Here is a 12,537-nt window from a genome sequence, read left to right as displayed (position 1 = left end):
TGGGTGTTTTTTAAACAAAGTAAATGCACATGAAGACACTGATACCGATGAGAAAAAGATACATGTAGTCAATCCATGAGGTGCTGATGATATGATAATACGTTCGCTCTCTCGTCCCTGTGAAGCCCCTGGCTTCCATTGCAATCGCTAAGCGTTCTGATTTTCGTACGCCTTGCGTAAAAAGGGGCAATGCATAACGCATAAAGGCTTTCCAGCTGTTTTTTTGCTTGTAGCCTCTGATTTTGTGTGCAGCTTTCATTTGTTTTAATTCACTTTGAAATAACGGAATAAACCGGAAACCGGCAAGCATGCCATACGCCCATTTTGGGGACATTCGGCACTGATGAATCAGACTCATCATAAATGCCGTCAAATCTGTTGTGGACGTAAAAAGGAGACCAAATGTCACAAATCCCAGCATTCTAAAAGCGATGGTGAGCCCATTTCTTAAACTCTCCTCTGTGATATGAAACCACGCCCACTTCCAAACGGTATGATCCCCCTTGCCGAAGGCAGCCATCATCCAAAAGACGAGAATAAAAAAGAGCAAATAAGGGACAAGCCTTGTAACGAGATACTTCATATTCCATCCACCTAAAACAACTCCAATGCCAAGAGCAAACAGCCAAATGATAAAGGTAGTTTTAGGGTCAGAAATCGCCATGAGACAGCCCATCGCAAGCAGATGAGCGAGTAATTTCATGACTGGATTCACAGTAGAAAGAAAGGATTGATTACTTTGCAATCGTCAGCACGTCCTTTCTTTCTGCCACATAGCGATAATGTAAAGGAGCTCTCAGCTGATAAGCATCGACAAGTTCTTGATTTGAAAATAAATCATAAGGGGTGCCATCATACACATGCTTCTCTTGATGAAACAGAAGCACTTGATCGGCACACTCATCGACAAGCTCCATATCATGTGTGACCATCACAATGGTCGTACCTTGGCGCTGACGCTCTTTTAAACGCCTCATCAATTCCTTCGCCGTTTTTTCATCCTGCCCGAAAGTCGGCTCATCTAACAGCAATACATCTTGATCAAAAAGGAGCATCGTGGCAACACTTAATCTTCTTTTTTGCCCTAAACTTAAGGTGAAGGGATGTGCTTTTGCATGATTCTCTAAACCGAACTCTTTCAGCAGCTGAACCGTTTTTTCTTGTACGACTGATTCTGGCCAGTTTCGCTGTCTGCCGCCAAAGGCAATTTCATCGAATACTGTGTCTTGTATAAATTGAAGCTCCGGATTTTGAAACACAAAGCCTGCTTTTTCATATAGTTCTCGGTCTGACCACTTTTTTAGGAGTGTATCTTTTAAGAAAATGTGGCCTTTTTTCGTTGGCTCTAAACGAACCAAATGTTTGAGAAGTGTGCTTTTTCCACTTCCATTTTCCCCAATGATCGCCACCCAATCCCCTGATTTGATATCAAGCTGGAGATCACTCATAATCCTTTTTTTCCCGTAGCTTAATTGAAGATTTTCTGTACGAATCATTGTCTTTCGTTCGATTGATGGCACTTTTTCTCGCTGCTCTTTTCGTGCTTTAAAAGTTTGCATAAAGGTTTGACTCAGTGGATGAAATGGATCTTGAATGATCGTGGACCATTTCTCGGGAAATAATTTGGGCCGCCAAATACCAGCCTCTTTCATTTCTTCCTCATATGCCGTGAGCACATCTTTTGGAGCTCCATCTGCTAAAATGCTGCCTTGATCATCTAATAAAATCACCCGGTCCATCCATTCGATGACACCGTCAAGCACATGCTCTATAAAAATCATGGTCTGCTGCTGACCGGCTGCAAGCTGCTGCAGCAGTTGAAATATGTCCATTCTACCTGCCGGATCAAGCTGTGCGGTTGGTTCATCAAAGAATAGAACATCCGGCTGTAATGCTAGTAAACAAGCAAGTGCCAATCGCTGCTTCATGCCGCCAGATAAAGTGTGAATCTCTGTATGCGGATCGACATTCAGTTGGACTTTTTGCATGAGCTGCTGAATGATGTCATCCATCTCTTCACGAGGAACGGAACGGTTCTCTAAGCTAAAGGCAATTTCTTCATTGACGCGGTGCATACAAAACTGAGAGTCTGGATCTTGAAACATGACGCCTGTATGTCTTTGCAGCACCACTTCACCCTGCATGTCTGCTTCCACATGCTCTGGAATGATTCCAGCCAGAACCGAAATGAGCGTGGATTTCCCGCTTCCGCTCGGTCCTAAAATAAGCACCTTTTCCCCTTTTTGAATCGTAAGGGAGATTTGATGCAAAACGGGCTTAGGCTGTTCATAAAAACGGACAGAGAGTTCATTGCACGCGAGAAATGAATTCATGCTGTTCACCTTTGTTTCGTTTTTCTTTCATGATGGCATATTGATTCAGTACACCTGTTTTGGATAGTGCGTCTACCACCACTTTCGCAAGGCAGCCGCCAAGTATCATTCCACTGATCATTTGAGTCACAAGGGTCATAAGTAAAACTTGAGGCGTGTAATAACCAAAGCCATTTGCCACGAGACTGTACGCCATCGCTCCGATAGCGGCAAAGGCACCAGAGAGCATCAGTGTCCACATGCGATATCGTTTATAACCAAAAAGAGCAAAGGCGATTTCTGCCCCAAGCCCTTGGCATACACCAATCAGCAGAGCTGAAAGTCCAAAGTGGCTGCCTGTCAATAATTCCACAGCCGCGGCGGCTGTTTCTGCAATCAGAGCAGCCCCCGGCTTTTGAATGATATATGCAACGATTGGACTGGCAATGACCCATATTCCAAACATGATGTTGCCTCCTGCTGGGCCAACAAGTGCTGTAATCGGTAAGTATAGCGTGGACCATCCTAAATAGATCACACCACACGCAACGGATAAAATCACCGCAAGGACGACTTCTTTCATCTTCCATGTCATGATGAATGCACCTCCAGTTGAACTGGCCACTCTTCAATAGTAAAGGCCATTTCCCAAAACTTGTACTCGAGCTGGCAGCTTAAGATAAAGTGCTGTTTCATTTTTTCCTTTTCCTTCTCACTTGCTGCTTCCGCCAACTGATCGAGCCGCTTGCAAAGCTCACCTGTAACAGAATCAGTTAATCCTCCATAAAACGTGATCCACTCATAAAACGGATGTGACGGGTCTGGCTGCACATCTGTAAGCATTCGTTTCCCTATTTCCCAATATGTCCAAGGACATGGAAGCAGGACAGCGATGATTTCACCAAGCGTGCCTTCTTGCGCAACTTGCAGCATGTGATGAATATAGTGGTGAGCACTCGGAGCCAAAGAAGCACCTTGGAGCTCATCATATGCGACTCCTGCCACTCGGCAAAGGTTTTGATGAGGGTGTGTCTCACTATCTAGTACAAACGCAATCTGCTGATGGAAAAACGCAATATCCTCCCTGTCTGTACATCTGCTGAGTGCTGCTGCATAAATTTTAATGAATGCTTGTAAGTATTCTGCATCTTGTTTGACGTAATGAATGATTTGTTCCTTTTCCAGCTTTCCTGCTGCCAAGCCTCTGACGAACGGATGCTGATAAATGGCTTCAAATAACGGTTCTGCTTCTTTCCTTAATTGCGTAGAAAATGTCATAAAAAAAGCCTCCTCTTCTTCAGTTGAATAAATGAAAAAGCCACCCCAAATGGAGCGGCCTTCTTATCGATTCAATCATGAATAAGACAAGGTCCAGCTCCACTTCCCTCCGCTAGTACGAACTAGATCAGGTTCAAAGGGTCCAAGATTTTCTCTTGTCTCAGTCATACATGACTCCCCTAGTGGACTTTTGTCATTTAATTATCTTTACTCTACACATGTGGCGATTTGATGTCAACCGCCTTTCTTAATTCAACGTTCTGATTGTTGGCAGCTTCTCGATCCCTGCAGCATAGTAGAAATTCAGCACACTGAAGAAATCAATCGGCTTTCCTGTTTTTAAATCTACAGCTAAAATATGATCACCGTAATTTGTCATATCATCAATATCTAGGCGTCTTGGTGTTGTCTTCCCGAGTGTATCAACAAAGCTACTATGGTAGTACTGCCCGCTAGCAAACGATGATTCATGATACATAAATAAAGTCTCCACATCTAAGTAGACGAGAATGGCCTCAGAGGAACTTGCATATGGAGCGGAGTACGACACTGGTGCCGAAATACTTTTCACTTTCACACTGTCAACAGAATGAGTTCTCTGTTCATATTTTCCATCATATGAGAAGTAAAACACACGCTCCCATTTATAATCGGCGGTCTTTGTTTGCTTATTGTATACTTTTGTACCATTTGCGAAAACATCACCGTTTGCATACTCAGCTACAAAATATTGCAAGGTGGACGAAAGGGATACAGCCCCCGTGAAATTGGGCGGGTTTTTTGCATTCACTTGTATCGTGTAGGAGTCTCCAAATTCTCCGCCGCTTGTAATACCGAATGCATAATCACCTGCTGGTAAATTGGTCAATCCAAGCAGGCTGCCTGCCGGTTGAATTAAATCTGTCGGGTAGGCTTGTCCTGTTTCATAATCAACAACAAATAATTGAACAAAATAATCAGGGTTTGAAGAGGTAATCCGGCTGATAAGTGCCTGAGGTGAAGATGTGCTTAAAAACCATAAATCAACTGGGTCGTCCTGTGTTAAGACAGCTGATTGATTAATAGCTAGTCCATCAATGGAGCGAACGGCAGACGTGCGCATTTTGCCTTCTTTAGCAGCTTTTCGTTTGATACTGATTCCTTTCTTCTTATTCACTTTAAATGATTTTTTCACTTGCTTCTGTTGAATAGCGGTTCCTTCATCCTGCTTCAAAAACGATTCTTGCACTTGCTGAATCGCTTTTTCCGTCAGTGGTGATATTTTCCCTTCTGATTTCGGTGCTTCTTCTGCTTTTAATGCTGGTGAAAACAAACCTGTTGCGACGAGTAAAACAGACAGTAAAGCTGCGGTGATTTTGACATAAAATGCTCTCACAGGAACATCCCCTTTTTCCTCATTTGGGTTTTTTACCCTGTGATTATTTTACCATTATTCTAATTATTGTTTTGGTCTTTTTTGGGACATTTTTATAACAAAAAACCAGCCGTATGAGTCACGACTGGTTTTTGATCGTTTTATGCAATGGTTTTGACAAACAAGCGTGCTGTTTCTGCACTTGATCCCGGGTTTTGTCCAGTGATGATTTGTCCGTCAACGACAGCAAATGGCGCAAAGGCATCTCCTTTTTCAAACGCTGCCCCCTGCTCACGAAGTTTTGTTTCCAATAAAAATGGAACTTTTGATGTCAGCTGCACGGCTTCCTCTTCTTCGTTTGTGAAGCCTGTGATTTTTTTGCCTTCGATAAATGATTTGCCATTTTGGTCCTTCACATCAACGAATGCTGAAACACCATGACAAACGGCTCCGATCGCACCATTTTTATCTGAAACTGCTAAGATCGCATCCGCTACCAGTTGATTAGACGCAAAGTCGATCATAGGCCCGTGCCCTCCAGCAAAGAAAATTCCGTCATAATCAGCGGGATTCACATCTGTAAGCGCCTTTGTGTCTTGAAGTAATTCATATACATCTTGATATTGCGCTGGGACACCTTCAGGAATTGAATTTTTGTCAATTGGTACAGTGCCACCTTGAATAGAGACAATTTGTACTTCTAGTTCATTTTCTTTAAAAATATGAAATGGCTCTGCTAACTCTTCTAGCCATAAGCCTGTTGGATGTCCATTCATTTCCGGGCTGCTTGTTGACACTAATAACACTTTCTTACTCATCTTGATCATCCTTTCGATTTATCCTGTGGCTATTTTATATTTTGCACAATTAAATATCAAGCAATATGACTTTAGGCCAGCTCATTATGTTATACCCGATTTTCTAAAAAATATGGTATGACTCCAAATCTAATCAATATGTCACATTCTATTGGTAGGGAATTTCATGTAAAATTGTCATTGAGTGATATAATATGAGGAAAGATTGACAGTTCTCTCGTCACATGAGGGGATTTTTAAAGGAGTGGAAAAGAGATGAAAACCTATTCGATTGTGATGATCATCATCACGCTCTGTATTATATTGGCTGTCTTTTTGATGAACCTAACGGGGGTCATGTACGGAAAAATCATTTTGGCCGTTGCCGTAGCCCTTTGTCTAACATCCATTATTCGTTTGATGGGTCTTCGAAAAAGATAAAAGCCGCCCTCACTAGGGGCGGCTTTATTTAAGTTTAGATCGCCAGCATCAGTGCAATGAGTGCAAGCAGTGCTGGTACTCCTTGTTTGATGATAATTGATTTATTGGATGTTACACCGCCAAATACTGCTGCGATGAGCACACAAAGAATGAAAAACAGCTGAATCATATATCCAACGGTATTCGATCCAAGAATGAGCCCCCAAATGAGTCCTGCAGCTAAAAACCCGTTATAAAGCCCCTGATTGGCAAACATTACTTTGACATTTGGATCTTTTTGCAAGTGTTCTGGCAGTTTAAAAGACCGCTTCGCCATCTTTGATTCCATAAAAAACATTTCTAATAACATGATGACAATGTGTTCTAATGCGACAATTCCTACTAAAATGATTGCTAAAATATTCAATTTAGTTAATTCCTTTCTGATAGACGTTCACGAATCTCTATTTTGTCCGTGTATAAATCAAAGTCTTGTATCAATTCTAGCGCTTCTGTAAAGCGACTTTGTGGAATGTCTTTCATTTTTCTCACGCCGAATTCCTTTTTAATAAAAGCCATGATGGTATTGATATGAAGCTTACCGTGGCCAGCATACTCCAAATGGCTGCAAAAAGTCTGCATCGTCCCTCGAATCACCTTTAATTGCTTGGCAGTGACACAACTCATTGGTAACGCTCATCCTTTCCTTTGTTTTAACAGCTAAAAAGAATCATGGTTGAAAGAAAAACCTTCCAGTGTCTATTATATAATGGTTTCATTCGGATATCAAAATAAAAAAGAACAGACATTCGATTTAAAAAACAATCGTGCCCTCACAATCCTTTTCTCACATATCAAAAAGCCGGATTCAATGGTAGAATCCGGCTTTCTATTTAGTTACTTTTCGAAATTAACACCTTTCCAACAGAACGATCCTTACTTTGTCCAACGACTTTAAAGGATAACCCATATGTCGGTACATCGCGTCCTGCATCTGGGTTGTTTGGATTCACATAGTTCTTTTTATCACTAAATGTACGAGCCGGGCGAATGTAGCGATCTTGCAAAGTTAAGCCCGTTGTTGCTGTATAATCTATATTCAGCTTCGTACTTGGATTCAAAGAGAATGCTGCATCATGTACTTGGAACCCTGTTGCGGCAATGGAACCGTCACTCCATTTTAATACTTGCTGATCTGCATCTACTACGCCAAGGAAGCCGTTCCCCGGATGTTTTCCTACCCAGTTATCACTGTATGATTGATCGACATACCAAACGACCAACCCGTTATTATAGCTCATCAGACTTGCCCCGCGTTTAATATGCTTTAAGCCTTTATCGACATCAGCATAAGAGCGCCACTCTAGTAAATAGTATTGTGCTGCATATTGTTTTCCATTAGATTTTGAGAATCCATTAAAGGTAAAAGTAGGCGTGTCCTCGGCATCATCTGACCATACTTTCGTTCCATCTGCCGTGATGTTCAGGTCATCTACGAATAAGCCTGGAAGTGAATAGCCTGCATCAGTTGTGTAACGGAATTGCAGGTCGATTTTCTTCCCTGCATAAGCAGACAGGTCAAAGGCTGCATCTACCCAGCCGTCTGATTTTCCGTCGATGCCATTGCCTTCGTTTGCACCTGCTTCATTTCGATCATTCGTGATGTTACCCGCGATGGTCTTCCATTGATCAGTCCCTGTTTCACGCACTTCGACATACGCATAATCATAATCTTCTTCAATATCGTACCATGCTTTAAATGTCAGCTCTGCTTTGCTTCCTTTTGACAAATCAATACTTGTTGTCGTCATGGTTGCATTCAAATTGTCACCCGTTCCGCTGAAGTACGAATATTTCCCTTGAGCAGGTGTCGTGACGACAATCTCTTTATCTGGTAAATCGACTCGAACGGCATCATGGTTCGTTCCTTTTGTTGCTGCTTCATCAATTAATACTGTTTTGCTTTTCTTTAATGTTTTACCATCGATGGTTTGTCCAGAAAGCCAGTTGCCTCCATGCAGATTTTGAAGCATTTCTTTCGCATATGGGCTAAAGCCTGTTGGTTCCGTACCAGGAACTTTACCTGCCCAGCTTCCGCTTGACATGATCGACCAGTAAGAAACGGGCTCTCCTCTGCCTGTGTACTGTGTATCGTACTCGTCAGGAAGACCAAGATCATGTCCGAATTCATGTGTGAACACACCGGCTGCGCCATCTTCAGGCTCGATGGTGTAATCCAACGCGCCTAATTTCCCGCCTTGACCAACTTCAGATTCAGTATCCGGAATTTCAAATACATCACCAAGTGACCAGCGGTGTGACCAAATCGCATCAGCACCAAGTTGTCCGCCGCCTGCTTCTTCACCTACGCCGGCGTGAACGACCATTAGATGGTCAATGATACCGTCTGGCTCGTTATAAACACCGTCGCCATCAATATCATAGCGGTCCCATTGATCATACTCGCTTAGATCAATATTCGGATCTTTTGCTGCTGCTTCGAGTGCTTCTTTCACCAATTCGCGCGGTCTGCCGTCACTGCCTGAATCGTCAGGTACGTTCCCGCCGTAATAAGCTGCTTCATGCTTCGCTGTATACCATCCTGCAACTGTTCCACTAACTGTGTAACTCCCGCCGGACTGCTTTTCATAGTATTGCTTCATGGATACTTTCCGTTTCCCATCTGGACCGATGTAGCCATTTTTTCCGAAAAGCATATCTTGATAGTGCTGTTGATCGTACTTGTCATAGTACATATCAGTCTCTTCTTTTTTAATACTATTATGCTTATAATCTTTAAAATCTACTAATAAAACCAATACTTTATCATTGCGGACATCACCTTTATACTTTTCCTTTTTGACCGGTTTTACTTGATTGCTTTCTTTTCCTTTATGCTTCTTTAATTTTTTCTTTTTGGCAAGTTTGTTATGTACCTCTTGTTTGTACTCTTTCAGGAATTCAGGCTCTTCTGTTAAGGTGCTGGCACTTTGTTTCATTGCTGATTCTTCTTTTTTCTTTAGATAGTTCTTTAATGCTTTTTGGGTTTCTGCCTCATTGGCATTCTTTTTGATCTTTCCTTGTTTTTTCAAGGCTTTGACAAGACGGTCTTCATTCACGACACTTGAGTCAAATGGAATACCTGAATAATGACCGCCATCAGAGGATGTTGATTTTTCTGTGGTGTGGGCAGATAGAGGGGTGCTGAAAGCTGTCAATGTGCCTAAACTTAGGACAGCGGTTAGTGCAATTTTCGTCCATTTCCCTTTTTTCATATTGGTTCCTCCCTATTTTGGTAATAAATAATATCTAATTCTAGCATATTCCAATATAGTTAAGTCGAAAAACATTTTATTTTCAGAAATTTTGTGGAAAATGCACAATACGTGAATGAAATGGGTGGAACCATATGTCGAAAATAAAAGAACCCTAGGCGATAACCGCCTAGGGTGTTTGTAGTTTTTCTATGAAAGCTGCTGGCCTTGAAAGGCAACCACGTCAAGTGGAGCGGCTAAGAATTCTTTTGCCTTCGCTACGAAAGCCTGGAAATGAGCACTTGCATTATGGCTCTGAACCGCAGCGTCATCTTTCCACACTTCTACCATTAAAAAGGTATTTTCCTTTTCTGTATCCTTGAACAGCTTGTAGGAAACATTGCCTTCTTCAGCCTGTGAAGCTTTCATTAACTCATTGATTTCTTCTAAAAATACGTTTTCTTTTTCTGGATGAATGGTCATCCCTGCATGAATAATAATCATTTGATCGTCTCCTTTTGAAAAGATATTATTTCCACTCAGCAATACGATCAACTGGTAAGCGGTAAGATGCATAGCCTTCGTCGGCTGCTTTCCCAATTGATAGCAGCATGACTGGTACATAACGTTCTTTATCCCATCCAAATGTTTCAGCGATGACTTCTTTATCATATCCGCCAATTGGATTTGTATCATAACCGTGTGCACGTGCAGCAAGCATAAGCTGCATAGACACAATCCCACCGTCAATTAAGATGGTTTCGCGGTTCACTTGTTCTGGAAGAACCTCAAAGTGTGCAGTTAATGCAGCAATTTGTCTTTCTTTCACTTCTTGCGGCATGTAGCCATGCTCTACTGCTTTTGAATAAATTTCTTCTAAGTATTCATTGCTTTTCATATCTGCAAATACTGCAATGACAGCTGCTGATGTTGACACTTGAGTTTGGTTGAATTTTGCAAGTGGTGCAAGCTTTTCTTTTCCTTCTGGGCTGTCAATCACCATGAAGCGCCAAGGCTGTGCATTTACTGATGATGGTGCAGTTGTTGCTTCTTCTAAAATCTCTGTCATTTCTTCTTTGCTGATTTTCACAGATGGATCATAGTTACGAATAGAGCGGCGCCCTTTCATAATTTCCATAAAATCGTTTGTTTTTAATGTTGTAGCCATGTGTAACACTCCTTTAGGTTGTTTGAATCTTTTCGATGTTTTGTTGTATACGGATGAGCACATCAGTGAGAAGCCTTCGTTCTTCTTCACTTACGTTTTCAAGCATTTCTGAGATAAATCGTTCTTTTTCTATTTTAGAAGCTTCGATTCTCGTTCTGCCTTCTTCTGTTAAGCGGACAAGTGTGACTCGATTATCTTCTGGTTTTCTTCTGCGTGTGACCATTCCTTTTGTTTCTAGCTGTTTTAAATGACGCGTCACAGCTGCACTATCAATATTTACTTTTTTCTGCAAATCTGATTGGCTGATTTCATCGGCTTGGAATAACAGCGATAGCAACTCAAGTCTTGATTGGCTGATGCCCGTGCATGCTTCGAACTTCACGCCCATCATACGGTTCACGCACTGCAAACGATATAATACCTCTGCCTCTTCAGAGCAAAATGCAGTCAATGCCATCCCCTCTTTTCTATTCAGAAATCAATTACTTGATATATCAATCATTGACTCGTCAATTAATATACACCCATTGTTTGATGATTGCAAGAGGTTTGTTTCATAAAGTGAATTTTTTTATTTCAATAGAAAATGACAAGCATAAAAAAAGACAAAAGCGACGAATCACTTTTGTCCTTTTTCTTTATTCAGTAATGACCGTGTGGATCAAAGTTGGTGCATCAGCATGATCAGCAATGCGGATGTTGTCATAAACTTTCTCCATGACATTTGCAACATCTTCACGATTCGCATGGAGAGTCACAAGTGAATCTCCTTTTTCAACACGATCGCCCACTTTTTTGTTCAGCATGATGCCGACAGATAGGTCAATATCGTCCTCTTTTGTTGCGCGTCCTGCTCCAAGGATCATCGCTGCAACACCGATTTCGTCCGCGACGATTTCAGCTACGACACCTGATTCTTTTGCAGGTACTTCGATTTTGTAAGGTGCTTGCGGCAGTTTTTCAGGCTGATCCACAATTGAGCTGTCTCCACCTTGGTTTTCTAAGAATTCCTTGAATTTCTCAAGTGCTTTGCCGTTTTTCATCACTTCAATCAGCTTTTCTCTTGCTTCATCAAGTGTGTCTGCTTTTTTCGCAAGAACGACCATTTGACTTCCTAATGTGAGCACAAGCTCGTTTAAGTCTTCAGGACCTTCGCCTCGGAGTGTGTCAATCGCTTCTTTCACTTCAAGGGAATTTCCAATCGCTAATCCTAGCGGCTGAGACATGTCAGAGATGACCGCCATCGTTTGTCTGCCAACGTTGTTTCCGATGCGAACCATTGCTTTTGCAAGCTTTTCTGAGTCTTCTGGTGTTTTCATGAAAGCACCTGCACCTGTTTTCACATCAAGTACAATCGCATCTGCACCAGCAGCAATTTTCTTACTCATAATGGAGCTTGCAATAAGCGGAATTGAGTTAACAGTTCCTGTCACATCACGAAGAGCATACAGCTTTTTATCAGCTGGTGTCAGGTTGCCTGATTGGCCAATAACGGCTACTTTATGACGGTTCACGAGCTCGATGAATTCGTCTTTTGTAATTTCTACGTGGAAGCCTTTGACCGCTTCAAGCTTGTCCACTGTACCGCCTGTATGCCCAAGACCGCGCCCAGACATTTTCGCAACAGGTACATCTAGTGCCGCAACAAGAGGAGCGAGTACAAGCGTTGTTGTATCGCCTACACCGCCTGTTGAGTGCTTGTCTACTTTAATACCTTCAATGGCAGACAGGTCAATTGTATCTCCTGAGTTCGCCATAGCGAGTGTTAAGTCTGCACGTTCTTGATCCGTCATATCTTGGAAGAAAATCGCCATAGCCAAGGCACTTGCTTGGTAGTCAGGAATTGTTCCGTCCGTATAACCTTTGACAAAGAAAGAAATTTCCTCTGAAGTTAATTCTTTTCCGTCACGTTTTTTCGCAATGATATCTACCATTCTCATTGTTTTCACCATTC

Annotated in this window: 13 protein-coding genes, 1 pseudogene and 1 riboswitch; of the genes and pseudogenes, 1 reads left to right on the top strand and 13 read right to left on the bottom strand. The window is 42.0% G+C overall.

Annotation, left to right across the window (positions count from 1 at the left end):
* Window positions 1–10 precede the first annotated feature (10 nt).
* The 6 genes from ASE42_RS01510 to ASE42_RS01485 form a co-directional block, all read right to left on the bottom strand.
* On the bottom strand, window positions 11–745 hold the full coding sequence (locus ASE42_RS01510; RefSeq protein ID WP_025093770.1) for an energy-coupling factor transporter transmembrane component T family protein: 735 nt from the start codon (window positions 743–745) through the stop codon (window positions 11–13).
* Window positions 735–2,333, bottom strand: a complete 1,599-nt coding sequence (locus tag ASE42_RS01505) for an ABC transporter ATP-binding protein (protein ID WP_056765358.1) — start codon at window positions 2,331–2,333, stop codon at window positions 735–737. Before ASE42_RS01505 ends, ASE42_RS01510 begins: the two co-directional genes overlap by 11 nt.
* Entirely contained in the window at window positions 2,308–2,907 is a 600-nt protein-coding gene (locus ASE42_RS01500; protein WP_024423927.1) for an ECF transporter S component, read from the bottom strand. Before ASE42_RS01500 ends, ASE42_RS01505 begins: the two co-directional genes overlap by 26 nt.
* On the bottom strand, window positions 2,904–3,590 hold the full coding sequence (gene tenA, locus ASE42_RS01495) for a thiaminase II (protein ID WP_024423928.1): 687 nt from the start codon (window positions 3,588–3,590) through the stop codon (window positions 2,904–2,906). The genes ASE42_RS01500 and tenA overlap by 4 nt, the downstream gene beginning before the upstream one ends.
* Window positions 3,591–3,677: 87 nt before the next feature.
* A riboswitch (TPP riboswitch) is annotated at window positions 3,678–3,781 on the bottom strand.
* A 56-nt stretch (window positions 3,782–3,837) separates the two neighbouring features.
* Window positions 3,838–4,965, bottom strand: a complete 1,128-nt coding sequence (locus ASE42_RS01490) for a hypothetical protein (RefSeq protein WP_024427545.1) — start codon at window positions 4,963–4,965, stop codon at window positions 3,838–3,840.
* Window positions 4,966–5,105: 140 nt separating this feature from the next.
* Window positions 5,106–5,762: a type 1 glutamine amidotransferase domain-containing protein gene (locus tag ASE42_RS01485; protein ID WP_024427546.1), complete on the bottom strand. Its 657-nt coding sequence runs from the start codon at window positions 5,760–5,762 to the stop codon at window positions 5,106–5,108.
* A 255-nt stretch (window positions 5,763–6,017) separates the two neighbouring features.
* Here ASE42_RS01485 and ASE42_RS19005 point away from each other — a divergent pair, with 255 nt between their 5' ends.
* Window positions 6,018–6,182 (top strand): hypothetical protein, encoded by a 165-nt coding sequence (locus ASE42_RS19005; protein WP_003214630.1) that lies wholly within the window; start codon window positions 6,018–6,020, stop codon window positions 6,180–6,182.
* 34 nt (window positions 6,183–6,216) lie between these two features.
* Here ASE42_RS19005 and ASE42_RS01480 read toward each other — a convergent pair whose 3' ends face one another.
* The 7 genes and pseudogenes from ASE42_RS01480 to ASE42_RS01450 form a co-directional block, all read right to left on the bottom strand.
* A complete protein-coding gene (locus ASE42_RS01480) occupies window positions 6,217–6,588 on the bottom strand; it encodes a DUF1304 domain-containing protein (protein WP_034624120.1) in 372 nt (123 codons plus the stop codon).
* A 5-nt stretch (window positions 6,589–6,593) separates the two neighbouring features.
* A complete protein-coding gene (locus tag ASE42_RS01475; protein ID WP_024427548.1) occupies window positions 6,594–6,848 on the bottom strand; it encodes an ORF6C domain-containing protein in 255 nt (84 codons plus the stop codon).
* Window positions 6,849–7,054: 206 nt separating this feature from the next.
* Window positions 7,055–9,436, bottom strand: a complete 2,382-nt coding sequence (locus tag ASE42_RS01470) for an immune inhibitor A domain-containing protein (protein ID WP_056765355.1) — start codon at window positions 9,434–9,436, stop codon at window positions 7,055–7,057.
* 189 nt (window positions 9,437–9,625) lie between these two features.
* Window positions 9,626–9,919, bottom strand: a complete 294-nt coding sequence (locus tag ASE42_RS01465; protein WP_024423933.1) for a putative quinol monooxygenase — start codon at window positions 9,917–9,919, stop codon at window positions 9,626–9,628.
* Between the two features lie 25 nt (window positions 9,920–9,944).
* Window positions 9,945–10,583, bottom strand: a complete 639-nt coding sequence (locus ASE42_RS01460) for a nitroreductase family protein (protein ID WP_024427550.1) — start codon at window positions 10,581–10,583, stop codon at window positions 9,945–9,947.
* A gap of 13 nt (window positions 10,584–10,596) precedes the next feature.
* Window positions 10,597–11,081: pseudogene (locus ASE42_RS01455) on the bottom strand (MarR family winged helix-turn-helix transcriptional regulator).
* Window positions 11,082–11,221: 140 nt separating this feature from the next.
* On the bottom strand, window positions 11,222–12,523 hold the full coding sequence (locus ASE42_RS01450; protein WP_056765353.1) for a pyrimidine-nucleoside phosphorylase: 1,302 nt from the start codon (window positions 12,521–12,523) through the stop codon (window positions 11,222–11,224).
* Window positions 12,524–12,537 lie beyond the last annotated feature (14 nt).

Source organism: Bacillus sp. Root920 (assembly GCF_001429445.1).
Lineage (GTDB): Bacteria > Bacillota > Bacilli > Bacillales > Bacillaceae > Bacillus > Bacillus safensis.
The sequence above is the reverse complement of the archived record's forward strand: the minus strand, read 5'-3'. Positions and strand labels throughout refer to the sequence as shown.

Bases quoted from the DNA above. Each gene is read 5' to 3' on its own strand.
- ASE42_RS01460 (WP_024427550.1), bottom strand. From the start codon at position 10,583: ATGGCTACAACATTAAAAACAAACGATTTTATGGAAATTATGAAAGGG.
- ASE42_RS01465 (WP_024423933.1), bottom strand. From the start codon at position 9,919: ATGATTATTATTCATGCAGGGATGACCATTCATCCAGAAAAAGAAAAC.
- ASE42_RS01470 (WP_056765355.1), bottom strand. From the start codon at position 9,436: ATGAAAAAAGGGAAATGGACGAAAATTGCACTAACCGCTGTCCTAAGT.
- tenA (WP_024423928.1), bottom strand. From the start codon at position 3,590: ATGACATTTTCTACGCAATTAAGGAAAGAAGCAGAACCGTTATTTGAA.
- ASE42_RS01475 (WP_024427548.1), bottom strand. From the start codon at position 6,848: ATGAGTTGTGTCACTGCCAAGCAATTAAAGGTGATTCGAGGGACGATG.
- ASE42_RS01485 (WP_024427546.1), bottom strand. From the start codon at position 5,762: ATGAGTAAGAAAGTGTTATTAGTGTCAACAAGCAGCCCGGAAATGAAT.
- ASE42_RS01505 (WP_056765358.1), bottom strand. From the start codon at position 2,333: ATGAATTCATTTCTCGCGTGCAATGAACTCTCTGTCCGTTTTTATGAA.
- ASE42_RS19005 (WP_003214630.1), top strand. From the start codon at position 6,018: ATGAAAACCTATTCGATTGTGATGATCATCATCACGCTCTGTATTATA.
- ASE42_RS01500 (WP_024423927.1), bottom strand. From the start codon at position 2,907: ATGACATGGAAGATGAAAGAAGTCGTCCTTGCGGTGATTTTATCCGTT.
- ASE42_RS01450 (WP_056765353.1), bottom strand. From the start codon at position 12,523: ATGAGAATGGTAGATATCATTGCGAAAAAACGTGACGGAAAAGAATTA.